Annotated in this window: 18 protein-coding genes and 3 tRNA genes; 8 read left to right on the top strand and 13 right to left on the bottom strand. The window is 61.1% G+C overall.

Annotated features, from left to right (window positions below):
* Nucleotides 1-279 precede the first annotated feature (279 nt).
* The 3 genes from ygfZ to QM007_RS02655 all read right to left on the bottom strand — a co-directional run bounded on the left by ygfZ (nucleotide 280) and on the right by QM007_RS02655 (nucleotide 3,098).
* Nucleotides 280-1,422, bottom strand: coding sequence for a CAF17-like 4Fe-4S cluster assembly/insertion protein YgfZ (gene ygfZ, locus QM007_RS02665; RefSeq protein WP_283490444.1), 1,143 nt, complete (start codon nucleotides 1,420-1,422; stop codon nucleotides 280-282).
* Nucleotides 1,419-2,087, bottom strand: a complete 669-nt coding sequence (locus QM007_RS02660; RefSeq protein ID WP_283490443.1) for a heme-binding beta-barrel domain-containing protein — start codon at nucleotides 2,085-2,087, stop codon at nucleotides 1,419-1,421. The genes ygfZ and QM007_RS02660 overlap by 4 nt, the downstream gene beginning before the upstream one ends.
* 258 nt (nucleotides 2,088-2,345) lie before the next feature.
* Nucleotides 2,346-3,098, bottom strand: coding sequence for a hypothetical protein (locus tag QM007_RS02655; RefSeq protein WP_283490442.1), 753 nt, complete (start codon nucleotides 3,096-3,098; stop codon nucleotides 2,346-2,348).
* 149 nt (nucleotides 3,099-3,247) lie between these two features.
* Here QM007_RS02655 and QM007_RS02650 point away from each other — a divergent pair, with 149 nt between their 5' ends.
* The 6 genes from QM007_RS02650 to QM007_RS02625 all read left to right on the top strand — a co-directional run bounded on the left by QM007_RS02650 (nucleotide 3,248) and on the right by QM007_RS02625 (nucleotide 9,806).
* Nucleotides 3,248-3,934, top strand: coding sequence for a response regulator transcription factor (locus QM007_RS02650; RefSeq protein WP_283490990.1), 687 nt, complete (start codon nucleotides 3,248-3,250; stop codon nucleotides 3,932-3,934).
* A 35-nt stretch (nucleotides 3,935-3,969) separates the two neighbouring features.
* Complete coding sequence (gene mshD / locus QM007_RS02645; RefSeq protein WP_283490441.1) at nucleotides 3,970-4,941, top strand: mycothiol synthase; 972 nt, start codon at nucleotides 3,970-3,972, stop codon at nucleotides 4,939-4,941.
* A gap of 36 nt (nucleotides 4,942-4,977) precedes the next feature.
* The gene (locus QM007_RS02640) at nucleotides 4,978-7,206 is read left to right on the top strand and encodes an RNA degradosome polyphosphate kinase (protein ID WP_283490440.1); all 2,229 of its coding nucleotides are present in this window, start codon (nucleotides 4,978-4,980) and stop codon (nucleotides 7,204-7,206) included.
* Between the two features lie 126 nt (nucleotides 7,207-7,332).
* Entirely contained in the window at nucleotides 7,333-8,334 is a 1,002-nt protein-coding gene (locus QM007_RS02635; RefSeq protein WP_283490439.1) for an NUDIX hydrolase, read from the top strand.
* Between the two features lie 7 nt (nucleotides 8,335-8,341).
* Nucleotides 8,342-9,163 (top strand): thymidylate synthase, encoded by an 822-nt coding sequence (locus tag QM007_RS02630; protein ID WP_283490438.1) that lies wholly within the window; start codon nucleotides 8,342-8,344, stop codon nucleotides 9,161-9,163.
* A 16-nt stretch (nucleotides 9,164-9,179) separates the two neighbouring features.
* A complete protein-coding gene (locus QM007_RS02625; protein WP_283490437.1) occupies nucleotides 9,180-9,806 on the top strand; it encodes a dihydrofolate reductase in 627 nt (208 codons plus the stop codon).
* Here QM007_RS02625 and QM007_RS02620 read toward each other — a convergent pair.
* Nucleotides 9,794-11,080 carry a HipA domain-containing protein gene (locus QM007_RS02620; protein ID WP_283490436.1) on the bottom strand — a complete coding sequence of 429 codons (1,287 nt, stop codon included), beginning with the start codon at nucleotides 11,078-11,080 and terminating at the stop codon, nucleotides 9,794-9,796. The two genes, QM007_RS02625 and QM007_RS02620, sit on opposite strands and share 13 nt — an antisense overlap.
* Entirely contained in the window at nucleotides 11,077-11,316 is a 240-nt protein-coding gene (locus QM007_RS02615; protein WP_283490435.1) for a helix-turn-helix domain-containing protein, read from the bottom strand. The genes QM007_RS02620 and QM007_RS02615 overlap by 4 nt, the downstream gene beginning before the upstream one ends.
* A 140-nt stretch (nucleotides 11,317-11,456) precedes the next feature.
* Here QM007_RS02615 and asd point away from each other — a divergent pair, with 140 nt between their 5' ends.
* The gene (asd, locus tag QM007_RS02610; RefSeq protein ID WP_283490434.1) at nucleotides 11,457-12,596 is read left to right on the top strand and encodes an aspartate-semialdehyde dehydrogenase; all 1,140 of its coding nucleotides are present in this window, start codon (nucleotides 11,457-11,459) and stop codon (nucleotides 12,594-12,596) included.
* 9 nt (nucleotides 12,597-12,605) lie between these two features.
* Nucleotides 12,606-13,031, top strand: a complete 426-nt coding sequence (locus QM007_RS02605; RefSeq protein ID WP_283490433.1) for a GntR family transcriptional regulator — start codon at nucleotides 12,606-12,608, stop codon at nucleotides 13,029-13,031.
* A gap of 214 nt (nucleotides 13,032-13,245) precedes the next feature.
* On the opposite strand, the gene QM007_RS02600 is transcribed toward QM007_RS02605, so the two are convergent.
* From QM007_RS02600 to QM007_RS02565, 8 genes are all read right to left on the bottom strand, one after another.
* Nucleotides 13,246-13,644 carry a PGPGW domain-containing protein gene (locus QM007_RS02600; protein ID WP_283490432.1) on the bottom strand — a complete coding sequence of 133 codons (399 nt, stop codon included), beginning with the start codon at nucleotides 13,642-13,644 and terminating at the stop codon, nucleotides 13,246-13,248.
* Between the two features lie 12 nt (nucleotides 13,645-13,656).
* Nucleotides 13,657-14,748 carry a UDP-N-acetylmuramate dehydrogenase gene (locus QM007_RS02595; protein WP_283490431.1) on the bottom strand — a complete coding sequence of 364 codons (1,092 nt, stop codon included), beginning with the start codon at nucleotides 14,746-14,748 and terminating at the stop codon, nucleotides 13,657-13,659.
* Nucleotides 14,749-14,842: 94 nt separating this feature from the next.
* Nucleotides 14,843-16,087, bottom strand: coding sequence for an MFS transporter (locus QM007_RS02590; protein ID WP_283490430.1), 1,245 nt, complete (start codon nucleotides 16,085-16,087; stop codon nucleotides 14,843-14,845).
* 130 nt (nucleotides 16,088-16,217) lie between these two features.
* Entirely contained in the window at nucleotides 16,218-16,679 is a 462-nt protein-coding gene (locus QM007_RS02585; protein ID WP_283490429.1) for a MaoC family dehydratase, read from the bottom strand.
* 3 nt (nucleotides 16,680-16,682) lie between these two features.
* Nucleotides 16,683-17,129 (bottom strand): MaoC family dehydratase N-terminal domain-containing protein, encoded by a 447-nt coding sequence (locus QM007_RS02580; protein ID WP_283490428.1) that lies wholly within the window; start codon nucleotides 17,127-17,129, stop codon nucleotides 16,683-16,685.
* A gap of 55 nt (nucleotides 17,130-17,184) precedes the next feature.
* A tRNA-Thr gene (locus QM007_RS02575) sits at nucleotides 17,185-17,256 on the bottom strand.
* A 1-nt stretch (nucleotide 17,257) separates the two neighbouring features.
* Nucleotides 17,258-17,331, bottom strand: a tRNA-Met gene (locus QM007_RS02570).
* A 26-nt stretch (nucleotides 17,332-17,357) separates the two neighbouring features.
* Nucleotides 17,358-17,429: transfer RNA gene (locus tag QM007_RS02565), tRNA-Thr, on the bottom strand.
* Nucleotides 17,430-17,511 lie beyond the last annotated feature (82 nt).

Raw genomic sequence — 17,511 nt, 5'->3', positions numbered from 1 at the left:
TAGAAACGTGACTCCCTAAATTGAAAATTTTTCATTACAAATTGTGAGCCTGTGAGCCGTATGACAAAATACTTACATGATGAACATCACTTGTCAAGAATCTGTGAAAAATATTTTGGCAACAGAACCAAACCAGTTCCACCTACCACCAACGCTTGGTTCTACCGTCTAAGACCCAAGCAAGAATCCCCCCTGCCTCCTTCAACAGACGACCAAGGCGCCTGCGCCCCAGAGAGCAACTCGTGATACTCAGCGGAGGTCACAGCAGAACAGCACTGCCTACCGTAAAAAGTCCCCCATGTTCCGGCGTCCGGCTACCTGGCCAGCCTCCGGCGCAACGATAATGGTCTGGGCGGCAGCGTACTCACTGGTTACGGGATTTCCCTCGGGGTCCCTATCGCCCTCATCCACCACGCGCAGGGCTACTGACAGATCGAGGGAGCGTTTCAGCAGGGCAAGGGCAATCGGCCCGGCCTCATGGTGCAGGGCCACCGAGGTCACGGTGCCCACCTTCTTCTCGCCGTTCATCACGGCAGAACCGGCAGCGGGCAGGGTGTGCTCGGAGCCGTCCAGGTCAAGGAAGGTGAGGCGACGAGGCGGGTGCCCCAGGTTGTGCACGCGGGCCACGGTCTCCTGGCCCTTATAGCAGCCCTTCTCCAGGTGTACGGCGGTGCGGAGCAGGTCGAGCTCGTGGGGGATGGTCTTCTCATCAGAGTCCACGCCCACGCGCGGCCGCCAGGCCTCAATACGCAGGGCCTCAGCAGCCCAAACTCCGGCCAGCTGGGCCCCCTCCACCGCATCGAGCAGACGGTGGGCGGGCACGATGGTCAGGTAGCGGCGGTAAGCGGACGCCGGGTGCTCGCCTTCCCCAGCAGACGCGTAGGTGTAGCCCCCGGGGGCAATACCAGCGCCCCAGGGGTCAGTCCAGACGATGCCGCCTGCCAGCACGGCGTCCGCACCCTCAACCTCGCGCGGGTCAAGGGTGGAACCCAGCACCGCGTGGGTTTCGGTGCGGTCGGTAATCTCAACGCGCAGCATGAACTTCATGCGGTTCAGATACTCGGTCAGGGGCGCAGCCTGGTCCCGTTCAGTGATCAGCCAGACCGCGCCGTCCTTCTCAACAGCAAAGGCTGAAAACTCGATACGGCCCTGCGGGGTCAGCAGAAGAAGCTCGGTAGAGTCCCCCTCCCCCAGCCCGGCTAGGACCTGGCTTGAGAGGGTGGTCAGCCAGCTCAAGCGGTCCTCACCCGCAACCGTCACCACGCCCAGGTTGGAGTGGTCAACCAGGGCAATCCGGGTACGGCGGGCCAGGGCTCGCTGCTCAGCAACCGGGTTGCCGTAGTGGGCAGCGACCCCGGCGTCCGCCCCGGACGCCGCAAAAGCACCCGGACGGGAGAGCAGGGGGCTACGGTAGGCAGTCACTGCTGGTCACCTGCAAGGTTTTCGCCGCCGAACATGGTGGTGCCCAGGTCTTCACCTGTCATGGACGAGGTCTTACGCAGCTCAGCCGAGGCGTGCTTCTCAAGCTTGCGGGTCTCGGGGTTAGCGGTTTCCCAGTCCCACATGAGGTTGCCGTTGACCAGGCCCCAGAGGCGCACAGATCCGGCGTAGTCCTTGGTGATGTCGTCCTTGAGCATGTTGCCGGTCTGCATACGCACCACCGGGCCCTTAATCATGCCCACATAGTTTTCTGTCAGGCCGCCGGGGTGGGCGATGGTGGCGAGCAGATTGAAGCCGCCGTCCTCGTTGCGCAGGGACTCAACGGACTCGGCGTTCTGGTGCACGGGAACCACATCGGCAGGCACCAGGCCGGGGCCCACGTCGCCGTCTACCTGGGGGCGGTCAATCTGCCAGAAGCCGGTCTCAACGGTGATGGTGCGTAGCTTCTGCCCCTGGTCATCAAGCAGGAAGCTCTCGGCGCGGTATTCAATGAAGGGCAGGCCGTCCTGGCTGAAGGTAATAATCTGCCCGAAGGGGGTTGATTCTGAGCCCTCGTACCAGAGGGAGCCGGTGCCCTCCCAGGTGCCCAGCAGCCAGGAGAAGGGCACGAGTTCGGGGGTAAGGTTGGTGGGAATTTCAATAGCCATACACACCAGTGTAGTGCGGGAGATGTGCGGGCGGCAGAGACGCCCCCGCCGCTCCCTTCACCTGAGGTGCCCGAAATATAAAGAAAACCGGCCCTCGCGCAACAGTGCGCTGGGCCGGTACTGATAAGCCTGTGGGTTGCTTACTTCTGGCCGCGGAAGAGGCCGGTGAGTACGAAACCGATGCAGGTGAAGATAGCCAGACCTGCCAGGCCCAGAAGGACGAGGAAGAAAATTTCAAGTGCAAGAATACTCATACCGCTACACTACCACGCGAGTGAGGAAAGTCGCACATACGTAGGCGATGACGCCGATAAATGCTACGGGTGTTACGCCCAGGGTGACGGCGCCGCGGCGGGGGGCTTCCTTGGGTCCTGCCGAGACAACCCGGATGCCGATAAGACCCAGCAGCAGGCCGACGGCCAGGCCGATAGTGAGGACGGGGTAGGCGGTTTCAACATCTCTGGCCAAAATGGCCAGCCCCACCCAGCCTGCAACCGAAACCGAGGCCAGCACGCCCGAGACACAGCTGATAACCGATTCAAGTCGCCCAACAGCCCCTTCACCGCGGGCTAGTTCTGCCATAAAACTAGCAACCACACCCACCGCGGCGATGGCAGGCAGAAAGCCCAGGGGCGAGTCGCCGGGGTTGAGCCAGGAATATAGCAGGGAGGCCACGCCGGAGAGCAGAACAATCACGGAGTGGGAGGTGATGCGGCGGCGCCCTCGCAGCTCGGCGATGCCGGTTGCGGCGGGCCAGCCGCCAGCAATCAGTAGGACGGTCCCCAGCCCGGCGAGCGCGGCAAAGTCAGGAGATACCGCTGCCGCAACGACCAGGGCAGCCAGCGTGATGAGGGCTGATATAGCGACTAGGGTGTAGCGGGAGCGGCGGGTTGCCCCAATGCGGCCGATGGGCCCCTCGTAGACGGTTTTTTGTCGGGCTCGCCGTAGTTTGGTGAGTTCAGGTACGAAGGTTCGAATGGCGCGGGTGTGGGTGGGCTCTTTAGTAGTCACGGGGGCGTTTCATCTTACTGTGTGGTGTACCGGGTGTGTGGGCGCCGGCGTCCTTCTTATCTTCCCGTATTACGAACCTGTTTATCAACGTCTGTACCCTGCGTTTTATACTGGTGCTTGAGTTGACCTGTTCAAGGGAGTGTATGAGCGTGCTGCATATTGTCGTATTGAGTGATTCTGCGACCGATGGCGCCGGCGTCACTCAGTCGCTGGGTTTGTTGGCGCACCAGCTGTCTGTTCTCCCCCTGGGTGCTGCACCGTCGATGATTCAGGCTGCCGGGCCGAGCGTGGTTTTGGTGGATGCCCGTGAGCAGTTGGTTGCGGCCCGTAACTGCGCCCAGTTATTAAAGGGGTCGGGTCTTTCTGTTCCGCTGTTGATGGTGCTCACCGAGGGCGGTATGGCTGCGGTGGCCCCCCATTGGATGGTGGACGATATTGTGCTGGAGTCGGTGGGCCCGGCTGAGCTTGAGGCTCGCCTGCGTCTTTTGACCTCCCATGCAGCTGAAGAGTCTGAGCCTGAGAGCACGATTATTCGGGTCGGTGGCATTACGGTTGATGAGGCCTCGTATTCGGCCCGTTTGCAGGGTTCTCCTCTGAACCTGACCTATAAAGAGTTTGAGTTACTGAAGTTTTTGGTGCAGCACCCGGGCCGGGTTTTTACGCGCGCCCAGCTTCTCTCTGAGGTGTGGGGCTATGACTACTACGGTGGTACGCGCACGGTTGATGTGCATATTCGCCGCCTGAGGTCCAAGTTGGGCCCTGACCATGAGCAGTTGATTACGACGGTTCGCAACGTGGGGTACAGCTTTAACTCGGCGCGGTCGGATTCTCGGTAGGCTTAGAGGAGTTGCGATGTGTGTAGGAGGCGCGTGTGGTCTATGAAATTGTTTCACCCAAGGTTTCGGGTGCTGTCGTTGCTAGTTTTGAGCAGCTAGCTGAGCGGGCCCGCCAGCAGGACGGTGCCTCCCCCTTTTCTGAGCAGACCTTTGTTGAGCTGCGCAAGGCAGCTGCGGGGGCGGACGCCGGTGTGCGGCTGTTTGAGGCCCGGCAGGGTGGTGCGCCCCTAGGCTTTGCGGCCCTGGTGAGGGAGGGTGAGCTCTGGGTGCTGGAGGCCGCAGTTTCCCCCGAGGCCCGTGGCCAGGGCCTTGGTTCGGCCCTGATAGGCGCGGCGGTTGAGGCTGCCGGTGATGAGCCGATTCGGGCCTGGGTCCACGGTGGTTCTGATACGTCTAGCCCTGCCCTGCAGGCGGCAACCCACCTGGCCGATAAGCTGGGCTGGCGCCCTACCCGCGAACTCTACAAGCTGGGTCTGGCCCTGACCGACGAGGGGCGGGCGAGCGTCCGCACCGCTGCTGCAGAGCGCCCCCTCCCCGCTGACCTTACCCTGACTACCTACGCCCCAGAGCAGGCTGAGGCGTGGGTACAGGTCAATGCGCAGGCCTTTGCCCACCACCCCGAGCAGGGGCGGCTCACCCTAGAAGATCTGGCAGCCCGCACCGACTCTGACTGGTTCCGCCCCGAAGGCTTCTTCCTCGCGCTAGAAAAGGACGGCCACCTAGCGGGCTTCCACTGGACCAAGATTCCCACCGGCCAGGGCGAGAGCCCCGAAGGTGAGGTCTACGCTGTGGGTATTGCTCCCGCCTGGCAGGGTAAGGGGCTGGGTAAGGCCCTGACCCTAGCCGGTATGGCCTACCTGGCTGAGGCTACCGACGAGTCCGGAACGCCCCTTGACCGCGTCGTCCTCTATGTCGATGCCGACAACACCACCGCAGTAGCCCTCTACCGCTCCCTCGGCTTTACCCCCCTCACCATCGACCGACAGTACGCACCCGCCCACCCCTAAGCTTTACCACCACCCCCTCGCACTGAAAGGCAAACCATGACCACCACCCCGGCAGAAACCCCGGCCCACCCCCACATCAACGGCGATATCAGCAAGCTCGAACGCGCCGAAACCCGCGTAGACCGCATCGACGTGGGCGAAAAAATTAAGCAACCCAACCTCGAAGGCGACTTCGGTAGCGACCGCTTCCTTGACCGCGAAATCAGCTGGCTCGAGTTCAACACCCGCGTGCTCGAACTAGCCGAAGACCCCAACCTCTACCTGCTAGAGCGCCTCAACTTCCTCTCCATCGTCACCAGCAACCTGGACGAGTTCTTCATGGTGCGCGTAGCCGGCCTCAAGCGCCGTATCGCTACCGGTATCGCCGTGCCCTCCGCCGCAGGTCTCTCACCCGAAGAGCAGATGGAAGAAATTTCCGAAGCCGCCCACGCCCTGCAGGAGCGCCAGGCGAAAGTCTTCCACGAGCAGGTCTACCCCGAGCTCGAAAAAGAGAACATCCGTATCGTGGGCTGGGCTGACCTCTCAGAAGCTGAGCAAGAGCGCCTCTCCCGCTTCTTCCGCGCCGAGCTCTTCCCCGTGCTCACCCCGCTAGCGGTGGACCCCGCCCACCCCTTCCCCTACATCTCGGGTCTGTCGCTGAACCTGGCCGTCATAGTCCGCAACCCCCAGACCGGCAAGGAGCTCTTTGCCCGCCTCAAGATGCCCGAGACCATCGAACGCATGGTTGCCGTGGACGGGGCCCGCTCGGTTAAATCGTCCTCCGGCGAGGTTCGCTTCATCCCCCTTGAGGTCATCATTGCCGAGCACCTCGATGTGCTCTTCCCCGGCATGGAGGTCGTAGAACACCACGCCTTCCGCGTCACCCGCAATGAAGACCTAGAAGTTGAAGAAGACGACGCCGAGAACCTGCTCAAGGCCCTCGAAACCGAGTTACTGCGCCGCCGCTTCGGCCCCCCAGTGCGCCTGGAAGTTGAAGATACCATCAACCCCACCATCCTTGACCTGCTGGTTTCAGAGCTGCGCATCGACGAGCACGAGGTCTACAAGCTCCCCGCACCCCTTGACCTGCGCGGCCTGTCCGATATCGCCAAGACCAACCGTCCGGCCCTGCACTACCCTAAACACATCGCCCACACCTCCCGCTGGCTCAACGCCAACGAGACCTCCAAGGCAGCCGACGTCTTCACCGCAACCCGCGACCACGACGTGCTGCTGCACCACCCCTACGACTCCTTTGCCACCAGCGTGCAGGCTTTCCTGGAGCAGGCAGCTGCCGACCCCGCCGTCCTGGCTATTAAGCAGACCCTCTACCGCACCTCGGGCGACTCCCCCATCGTGGATGCCCTCATCGAGGCAGCCGAAGCCGGTAAGCAGGTGCTGGCCCTGGTTGAGATTAAGGCCCGCTTCGACGAGGCCGCCAACATCAACTGGGCTCGTAAGCTCGAACGCGCGGGCGTGCACGTGGTCTATGGCATTGTGGGCCTCAAGACCCACTGCAAGCTCTCCCTGGTGGTGCGCAAAGAGGCGGATGGCCTACGCCGCTACTGCCACATCGGCACCGGTAACTACCACCCCTCCACCGCCCGCTTCTACGAGGACCTGGGCCTGATTACCTGCGACCCGCAAATCGGTGAGGACGTCTCCCGCCTCTTCAACCAGCTCTCCGGCTACGCCCCGAAGACCACCTACAAGCAGCTGCTGGTTGCCCCCCGCTCCCTGCGTTCTGGCCTGATTGATAACATCAACAAGGAAATCGAGCACAAGCGCGCTGGCCACACCGCCAAGATTCAGATTAAGTGCAACTCCATGGTCGATGAGGCCATCATCGACTCCCTCTACCGGGCCTCCCAGGCAGGGGTTGAGGTCAACGTGGTCGTTCGCGGTATCTGTGCCCTGCGCCCCGGTGTGCCCGGCCTATCAGAGAACATCAAGGTGCGCTCCATCCTGGGCCGTTTCCTCGAACACTCCCGCGTCTTCACCTTCGAAAACGCCGGCAGCCCCAAGGTATACATCGGCTCGGCAGACATGATGCACCGCAACCTCGACCGCCGTGTCGAAGCCCTGGTGCATGTGAAGGCAGAAGCCCATATCAAGTACCTGCTGGAGATGTTCGACAACTACCTCTCAGAAAAAACCAGCAACTGGCGCCTGGGGTCTGACGGCACCTGGGAGCGCCACCACCTGGCAGCCGACGGCTCACCCCTGCGCGATGTGCAGGCCTACTACCTGGCTAGCCGCGACCAGAAACGCAACAAGCGAGCCTAGGTCGGGCACAGGCATCCGCGCCTTGTCCACCGCTCACAGCTAAGGGGCTTAGAATGTCCTCGGGTTAACATTCGGTTAACTCAAGGACATTCTGAATGCCCGCCCCACCCCCACGGAGCTTCCCACATGCCGCATACCGAGACCTTCTACGCCGCCCACACCCACGACGGAGCGCTCTCGCTCAGCCGGGGCCCCCACAACCGGGCAACTATCAACGCAGCAGGCGCTATTATCTGGCGCTGGCACCATGACCAGATGCAGGTCCTGATTATTCATCGTCCCCGCTACGATGACTGGTCCTGGCCCAAGGGCAAGCAGGACCCCGGCGAAACCTTGCCGGAAACCGCCGTCCGGGAAATCCGTGAAGAGGTGGGGCTGCACGTGACCCTCGGCGCACCTCTCGCGGTAACCGCCTACGAGGTCAAGGGCAAGCCCAAGGAAGTCTACTACTGGGCAGCCGAAGCACCCACCGGGCAAAAAGCCGTTGCCGACGAGGGCGAAGTTGACGAGCTGCGCTGGGTCACCCCCAAACAGGCCCGCACCATGCTCACTAACTCCACCGATAAAGAACCCCTCGACGCCCTCCTGGCCCTGGAGCACACCCAGAACCTGCGCACCCGCCCCGTGATTATCGTCCGCCACGCCAAGGCCAAACCGCGCGCCAGCTGGGCTGGGGCCGAAGGCGAGCGATCACTTGCCGCTACCGGCAAGCGCCAGGCCCTGGCGGTAGGACGCCTGCTGGAGGCCTGGCAGCCCGAACGCATCATTTCCTCCCCCTGGGTGCGCTGCATGCAGACGGTCTACCCCTATTCGAAGGCCTCTGGTATTTCCATCAAGGAGAAGCGGGCCCTGACCGAAGCCCACCATGCCCGGGCGCCCAAGCACGCCCGTAAGGTGGTCGAGTCCCTCTTTGAGAAGCGGGATAAGTCGGTCATGCTCTGCACCCACCGCCCGGTGCTACCCACCGTCCTTGGGGTTCTGGGCGAGCACCTGAATAAGCAGCTACGCTCCCATCTGCCCGTGCATGACCCCTACCTCAAGCCCGGGGAAATGTGGGTCTTGCAGGTGTCTGTGGCCCACCCCAAGACCGTGGTGTCGCTGGAACAAATTAAGCCTTTTGACGATTAAAGAAGATATGACTGTTATTCCTACCCCCTACGAAGACCTGCTGCGCGAGATTATGGCGACCGGCGACGAGAAAGCCGACCGCACCGGCACCGGCACCAGAAGCGTCTTCGGCCGTCAGATGCGCTTTGACCTCTCTGAGAGCTTTCCGCTGATCACCACCAAGAAGGTGCACTTCAAATCTGTGGTTATTGAGCTGCTCTGGTTCCTGCGTGGGGAATCCAACGTGCGCTGGCTGCAAGAGCGCGGCGTAACGATCTGGGATGAGTGGGCGGACGAGGACGGCGAACTGGGCCCGGTCTACGGGGTGCAGTGGCGCTCCTGGCCGGCCGGTGACGGGCAGGCTATCGACCAGATTGCCAAGGTGCTTGACTCGCTCAAGAACAACCCCGATTCCCGCCGTCATATTGTCTCTGCTTGGAACCCGGCTGAGGTTGACGACATGGCGTTGCCTCCCTGCCATGCCCTCTTCCAGTTCTACGTAAAGACCCGGGAGGACGGCCAGAAGGAGCTGTCCTGCCAGCTCTACCAGCGGTCTGCCGACATGTTCCTGGGCGTGCCCTTCAACATTGCCTCCTATGCCCTGCTGACCCAGCTGATTGCTGAAGAGGTGGGTATGGTGCCCGGTGAGTTCGTCTGGACCGGCGGTGACTGCCACATCTACTCCAACCACTACGAGCAGGTCACCGAGCAGCTGTCGCGCGAGCCCTACCCCTACCCGCGCCTGCGCATTAAGAATAAGAAGCCCTCAATTTTTGACTACGAGTTTGAGGACTTTGAGCTGGTAGATTACCGCCACCACCCCCTCATCAAGGCCCCGATTGCGGTCTAGGGCCAAGGAGTTGAGCGTGAAGGGTGAGCAGGTAAGCGGCTCGGGCGCCCTGCCCGAGCTAGCAGCTATCTGGGCGCAGGCAGGCAACGGGGTGATTGGCAGTAACGGCGATATGCCCTGGTATGCGCCCGAGGATCTAGCCCATTTCAAGACCTTGACCCTGGGCGCCCCTGTCATTATGGGCCGGGTGACATGGGAGTCCTTCCCTCCCCGTTTCCGCCCCCTGCCGGGGCGACTCAACCTTGTGATTACGCGTTCTGTCTCGCAGGTTGAAGAAAAGGACGGCGCCGTCTGGGCTCCCTCTCTCGATACGGCTTTGGGGGCGGCGCAGAGTTTAGCTCCGGACGCCCCCACCTACTGGGTCATTGGCGGCGGCTCCCTCTACGCCGAGGCCCTGCACCGGACCGATTTGCCCGCTGTGGCTGGCGGGCAGGTAGCCCGGGTGGAACGTACCCTTTTTGAGGCTGAGGTTCCCGGTGATACTTACGCCCCTACGCTGGGTGCCGACTGGGCGCTAGTTGCTGAGGGCGCGCCCGTCCGCTCTGAAAAAGGCTTTGCGCTGACTGCCACCGGTGAGAATCTCCCTCTCACCATGCGGTTCCAGACCCTGCACAAGACAAGGGCAGTAGGTCAGCGCCAATAGTTTGAAACAAAACGAGCGGGGGAAAGCCGCCCCAGACCGTCCACAATTTTGGCGGCTGCATCTTCCAAACCGTGCTCTTTACCTGTTTCCTCAAAAGCCTCTGGCAGGCAGCTAAGAATCTCTTCTACGAGCTCTTGGGCCCGTTGCCTCGCCAAGCCTAAACGCTGTCCCTCAAACACTAAACCTTCGTCAGAAATCTGAGTAAATCTGTAGTTTTTCTTAATGCCCATCGGAAAGTAAGCCAAGCTTTCATTCCCGATATGTGCAGCAGCGGAAATCAAATCGTACAGTGGAGCAAGCTCACTCCCGCTCTCCCGATGCACCAAAGAATAGTTCTTGGCGTGAGCATCTGTACCAACTACGCCTACATTGAACACCAGGCCTTTAAAGAAGTCCTCTTGAAGACGTAAGCGATCCCCCGGCTTAGTTTTTTGGCGGAATAGTTGGCCTATCTCACCAACTCCAGGGCCACCATCACGATGCTGATACTTCTTCTCAGGCGGTATACCCAGTGCTTGTAATAGGTCTTCCTGGTGTACCCGGCGAACCGTATCGTCAAGGATATACCGGTCGTAGCGGGGAACAATGACCGCTGTTAGGCTACTTGTTCTACTCCGCCATAATTCAGGATCAACAGCATTAAGCCCGCATTTAACGGCTACCTTCATTGTTAAGAACTCAGCAATGTCGATATTCTCAACAAAATAGTTATCCTCCGTTTTAACAGGCTTAATGATGTGGGTAGTGGCGATACCTGACCCCGGCTGGACCCATTTACCCTCATGATTTCTGGTCAGCGATAGCTTTGGCTGGGCTCCTGCCACGCTAAATCGAAAAGCTTCAGAAGCAATCAGCGTTTTCCCGCGATAAAGCTCTCTACTTTCCTCTAGTAGTTCTTCGAAATCTGCTTCATTCAGCAAGGGTTGCTGAGAAAGGTTAGCTCTCTGCGCATCGCTGCTGCCCTTGCCCGGCAGTAAAAGCTGAAGAGCCCCTGCAACGTCTTGCCCATAGCGCTCAAGTAAACCAAAAATGGATCCTGCTGACACACCCGCTGCGCGCGCCATATTTTCTAAAGCTTGAGCATTATCGGGTAAAAGCCCTTTAAGGAACGGTAGCGCTACCTTATTTTTATGCGCCCGATTTCGTTCAGGCATAGACAGAGAAAGGGGTACCGCACTTTCATACCCCGGGGAATAGGCAAAAGTGATTTGCCCATTTTTCTCCATGAAGGTGCCACACAGTTCACCATCTAGGTAGGCATTGAGTTCACTCATGATGCGGCCTTTACTTGAAGCTCTAGGTTTAGAGCCCAAAAAGTATCTAGTACCTTATAGAGCTCAACCGTTGGCTTACCTTGTTCAAGATCAATGTACCATTTGCGGGATACACCAATTTTGGCGGCTACTTCTTTTTGAGTAAGACCGAGCTCTTCTCGGCGGAGACGGACGGCCTCCCCGACTTCTCCGGTGACGTGCAGGGTTCGCATAACGGTGGCATCTTGCTGTGTCATACCGCAAGTGTAACCGAATAACCACTTTTCCTAAAGTAATCGTACGGTTACTCTTATCAAAGTCACCGTACGATTACACATCCTCTCACCATGCGGTTCCAGACCCTGCGCCGGGAGCCCGTAAAAGCTAGACTAAAACCATGACTTTTACATCTGGTGATTCAGTAGGCTTTGTTGGTTACCGTGGCATGGTCGGCTCCGTGCTCATGAAGCGCATGCTCGAAGAAGGTGACTTCGAGGGTATCAACCCGGTCTTCTTCTCCACCTCCCAGGCCGGCTCTGCTGCCCCCACCTTCAGTGGCACCCTCGAAGAATCTACCCTCAAGGACGCCCACGATATCGACGAGCTCGCCAAGCTGCCCGTCATCGTCACCGCCCAGGGTGGCGACTACACCAAGGCAGTACACACCCAGCTGCGCGAACGCGGCTGGAGCGGCATCTGGATCGACGCCGCTTCTACCCTGCGTATGAACGACGATGCAGTCATCGTGCTTGACCCCATCAACCGCGACGTCATTGACCGCGGCCTGGAGTCGGGGGTTAAGGACTTCATCGGCGGCAACTGCACCGTCTCCTGCCTGCTCATGGGCCTGGGTGGCCTGTGGAAGCAGGGCCTGGTTGAGTGGGGCACCTCCATGACCTACCAGGCAGCCTCCGGCGGCGGCGCCCGCCACATGCGCGAGGTACTCAAGCAGTTCGGCGATATCAACGGTCACGTAGCAACCGAGCTGGACGATCCCGCGTCCGCCATCCTTGAGATCGACCGCAAGGTGCTGGAACTCCAGCGCTCCGGCGACCTCGACACCACCCAGTTCGGTGTGCCCCTGGCTGGTTCGCTGATCCCCTGGATTGACTCTGATCTGGGCAACGGCCAGTCCCGCGAAGAGTGGAAGGCCGAGGCTGAGTCCAACAAGATTCTAGGCCTTGAGGGCGATGACCGCGTAGTTCTAGACGGTCTGTGCGTGCGCATCGCAACCATGCGCTCCCACTCCCAGGCTCTGACCCTGAAGCTCAAGGAAGACCTGACCGTTGAGGAAATCGAGAAGATCATCGATGAGGACAACGAGTGGTCAAAGGTTATCCCTAACACCAAGGACGCCACCGTTGAGGGGCTGACTCCCGTTGCGGTGTCCGGCACCCTGGATATCCCGGTGGGCCGCATCCGCAAGCTCAACATGGGCCCCCAGTACATCTCTGCTTTTACCGTGGGTGACCAGCTGCTATGGGGTGCCGCAGAACCTGTGCGCCGCATGCTGAAGATTGCGACCGGCACCCTTTAGACTGGTGCTATGACCAAGAACGAGATGCCCCCGGTTCACGACTCCCACGAGGAGCTGTGCGGGGGCATCCGTGCTTTAAATTTTAGGGTTGATAAGGGGTTGGACGTCCCACCCTACTCCCAGCTACGGCGGGCTATCATTGCGGCACGAGCTTCCGGTGCCCTGGCTGCCGGGGATAGGCTGCCGCCCATGCGGGCTCTGGCTGCCGAAACAGGACTGGCAGTAAACACGGTGGCTAAGGCCTACAAGGAGCTTGAAGCAGCCGGTGCTATTGAGACCCACGGCCGGGCAGGGTCCTTTATTACGGCCCTCGACTCAACCGCGCACAAGGCGCAGACCCTAACCGAAAAGTACATTACAGCCATGCGCAAAATGGGCTTTGAAGACCAGCAGATCCACGAGACCCTAGACCATATGCTGGGGTTCGAGAGCTAAGAATGAAGCAGGCTCGCAGCGAAGCTGCTGGCTCGATGAAGTGAGCGAGTGCGAGTGCGAGCGCGCAAGCACATAAGAGCGAACGGAATCCGCCGTTAAGCGGGGCGTGAGGGTCAGGCTTGTGCCTATTCCGCCCGCAGATTTATTTCCTCGCGCGCTCGGAATCTGCTGGGCTCCATCCAGCGTGAGCCTGCGGAACATTCTATACAAGCCTCTACGTTCCCCTGTAGTGGCAGCCCGTTGGGCAGTAGTGGCTGCGGTTGCTGCGGCTGGCCCAGCGGGCGGCGGTGCGACGGCGGTGGGCCCGGCGCCGCTTAGCCTCTAGCTGCCGCCAGATATTCAGCACCTTAGCTTTCGCCCACACATTCAGGCGGTGGGCCCAGTGGAATTCGGTGCCCCACAGGCTCATGCCCATGAAGATAAAAAGCCAGCCGGGGCCGGGCGTCACCAGCATGATAATACCGGCGACGATGCACAAAAAACCTAGCCCGATAATGAGCAGGCGGTAGAGCAGGAGCAGGGCGGCGTGGCGCCCCATAAAGGCACGGAAGCGCTCCATACGCCGGTGTAGGCGTCCGCCCTGCCCGCTCTCGATTTCTTTCTCTAGGCTCATGATGCCCCTGCGTTAGAGAGCAAACCCAACGACAACAGGCTCAGGTACCAGGCGTACCCCAAAGCTTTCCTCAACCCCGGCTCGCACAGCGCGGGCGATGGCCGCGATATCGGCGGTCGAGGCGCCACCGCGGTTGGTGATAGCCAGGGTGTGCTTGGTAGAAAGCGACGCTCTGCCACCGGCAAGCTCTGCTGCCTCGCCCTCACGGCCGAAGCCCTTATCGAACCCGGCGTGCTGGATCAGCCAGGCGGCAGAGAGTTTGACCATGCCATCCAGGGGTTCACCGGCGGGGGTGGTTGCCGGGTAGCGGGGGGCGTCCTCGGGGAGCTGGGCAGCGACGTCCTGCCCCACGATGGGGTTGGTGAAGAAGGAGCCGGTGGAGTAGGTGTCACGGTCGGCGGCGTCCAGCACCATGCCCTTACCGGCGCGCAGGCGCAGCACGGTTTCGCGTACCAGGCGGGAGTCGGCGCGCTCCCCCACCTCAACGCCCAGCTGGCGGGCCAGCTCAGCGTAGCGGACGGGGGCGGACTGGGAGCCGTGCGGCAGCTGGAAGTCTACGGTCAGCACCACATAGCGGGGAGACCCGTTGACGGTGGACTGCTTGAGAATCGAGTCGCGATAGGCGAACTTCAAGTCGGCGTTAGCGAAGGTCTTGTAGCCGCCGGTTTCGCGGTCCCAGGTGCGAACTGAGGCGATGGTGTGGGCGACCTCAGAGCCGTAGGCCCCCACGTTCTGCACGGGGGTGGCGCCTACGGTGCCAGGAATACCTGAGAGGGCCTCGATACCGGAGAGCTCGTTCTCTACGGCGTAGGCCACCAGGTCGTCCCAGGTGTGGCCTGCCTGCACGCGCAGGGTGGTGCCTCCGCAGGCGTAGTCGCTCACGGTCTCAAGACCGGTTGAAGCGATGTGCACCACTGCCCCGTCAAAGCCCTCATCGGCTACCAGCAGGTTAGAACCCCCGCCCACCACCAGCAGGTCTTCTCCTGCACGGTCGGCGGCGGTTACGGCATCGATAATCTCCTGCTCGCTGGTGGCCTCAACGAAGGTGCGGGCGGGGCCACCCACAGCGGCAGTGGTCAGTTCACTTAAAAGCTTGTCAGTCACGGTGCCCATTCTACCGGCTTAGCCCGAATGCCACCTGCAAGCGTGCCCACCGGGCGCTGGGAGCTGGGCACGGGCGTCCTGGCGGCTAGTGCCCCTAGAGCTTTTCGGTGTGGACGGTACGGCTGAGCTTCTTGGGTTCCAGCTGGCTGGTGAGCAGTAGGGATACAACCACAAAAACCAGCACGGCTAGCAGGCCGTTGCGGATTCCAAAGTGTTCCCCCAGCAGACCCAGCAGGGGCGGGCCGCCCAGGAATGCTGCATAGCCGATGGTTGAGACGACAGAGACGCGGACGGCGGCCTTGAGCGGGTCGTCCGAGGCAGCTGACATGCCGGTTGGGAAGCCGAGGGAGGCTCCCAGGCCCCAGACCAGCAGGCCAACAAAGCCCAGGGGCACGGTAGGGGCAAAGATGAAGAGGGCCAGGCCGATAATGGCGAGCGAGCAGGTGGTGCGGAGCACCGGCACCCGGCCAAAGCGGTTGAGCAGGGCGGTGCCGCCAAAACGCCCCACCATCATGGCCACCACAAAGGTGAAGTAGCCCAGCGACCCGATGGTGTTGCTGGTGCCGTAGTCGTGGGTGAGGGCGAGCGCGACCCAGTCGTTGGCGGAGCCTTCGGCCAGTGCCATGCCCAGTACGAAGAGGCCGATGAGGATGGTGTGTTTGTCGCGCCAGGCGTCACGCACCCGGTAGGAGCCGACGGCGGCGATGGCCTGGGTGTCGTCCTGGCCGTAGTTTTCGCTGTGGCAGAACTTGAGGGAGATGAGGACGAGGGCAGCAACCGCTGACGCGAAATAGGCCATGTGGACGACGAAGGGAACGCCCAGGCGGGTATCGAGTGTGCCGATGGCGGCACCTGCTACGGTACCGATCGAGAAGAAGCCGTGCATGATGGGGGTGACGTAGCGCCCCAGGGCCCGCTCGTTGGCTACGCCCTGCACGTTGGAGGCCACGTTAGAGACAGCGCTACCCAGGCCCTGCAGCATGAGACCGAGCAGGGTAACAGCGACGCTGGCGAGGTGCACTCCCAGGCCGATCAGGAGCATGCCAATGACGGTGGTGATGTAGGCTGCCGCGATACAGCGGATAGCGCCGAAGCGGGCGACGAGGGTTCCCGAGAAGCTCACGGCGCAGAAGGAGCCGATGGTCATGCCCAGCAGCAGCAAGCCCATGGGCCCGGAGCTCAGCCCCAGCCCGTTAGCCACATCGGGCAGGCGGGTGAGCAGGGCAGAAACCACTAAACCGCTGGCAAAGAAAAGCCCCAGCACAGCCCTGTACCAGGTCTTGATCTGCCGGTCGGAAAGCTGGGTGCGGGGGTTCTGGGCCATGGTGGGTGAGGTCAATTCTCTCGTAGTAAAGCTAAGAGGGCGTATCAGTGTGTTTGTGTCCTGCTGTCTATTCTAGTGGTCGTGCACAACAAGGCGCCCGCTCAATCTCTGAACGGGCGCCTTTGGTACGCAAGGTGAGGGGGCGCTAAGCGAGCTTCACCAGAGCCTGGGCCTTCATCAGCACCTTCTGCTCCTTGCCCTCGCTGTCGGGGGCGGTGACGGTCAGGTCGATGCGGGCGGTGCGGGCGTCCGCATCCAGGGCCCCGACCTTACCGGCAACCGAGATGACGTTGCCGCCGGTGGCCGGGGAGGCCGCGTCCTTGGCATCGGGCACCGGAACCGGCTTGGAGAAGCGGGTCTGGTAGTCCACAATGGCACCGGCATCCCCCACCCAGTCAGTCACCAGCTGCACAGCAGCACCCATGGTGAACATGCCGTGGGCAATCACGCCAGGCAGCCCCACGGCGGTCGCAAAACGCTCGTTCCAGTGGATAGGGTTAAAGTCGCCGGACGCACCCGCGTAAGCCACCAGGTCAGCACGAGTGACGGGAATCTGGCGGGCACCAATCTCGGTACCCTTTTCAAGGGAGTCAAAAGAGATAGCCATGGGTTAGTCCTCCGCCCGAACCAGCAGTGATGAAATGCAGGTGGCGACCTTTTCGCCCTCTACAGTGGTGATTTCTTCGCGGGTGGTCAGCATAGCGCCAGCCCCCATGACGCGCACGCTATCGACGTGCACCTCGGTCAGCAGCTCGTCCCCGGCAACAATCGGGCGGTGGTGGGTGAAGCGCTGGTCAGCATGGACCACGCGGGAGAAGTCAATACCGGCCTCGGGGTCACCAATCAGGGCGGCGTCTGCCTTCTGGGCCAGAATAATGGCGAAGGTGGGCGGGGCAATCAGGTCGCTGTAGCCTGCGCCCTGGGCGGCCTGCACATCAAAATGCAGGGGGCTGGTGGCCTTCACGGCTGTAGCGAATTCACGGATTTTTTCTCGCCCGACCGCATAGGGCTCTGTGGCCGGGTAGGTGCGGCATACGATCTCTTGGTTAATAGCCATAGAGACCACTCTACAAACAAAAAACCTGCCAAGCTAATGCTTGACAGGTTATCTGAGCCCCGACCGGGAATCGATCCCGGGACCTCCATCTTACCAAGATGGCGCTCTACCACTGAGCTATCGGGGCGTAGCGGTGGACGGGCTCGATCCGTCGACCTCACGATTATGAGTCGTGCGCTCTAACCAGCTGAGCTACACCGCCACGTATGAACTTTTGGGCTCATACAGAGCCCCGACCGGGAATCGATCCCGGGACCTCCATCTTACCAAGATGGCGCTCTACCACTGAGCTATCGGGGCAACAGATACTAGCTTACGGTACAGCCTTTGGAAGACGCAAATCTAGAACCTGTTTTTTTAGGTGTTCTAGGGCACAAGTTGA

The organism is Rothia sp. SD9660Na (assembly GCF_030064065.1).
Classification (GTDB): domain Bacteria; phylum Actinomycetota; class Actinomycetes; order Actinomycetales; family Micrococcaceae; genus Rothia.
The sequence above is the reverse complement of the archived record's forward strand: the minus strand, read 5'-3'. Positions and strand labels throughout refer to the sequence as shown.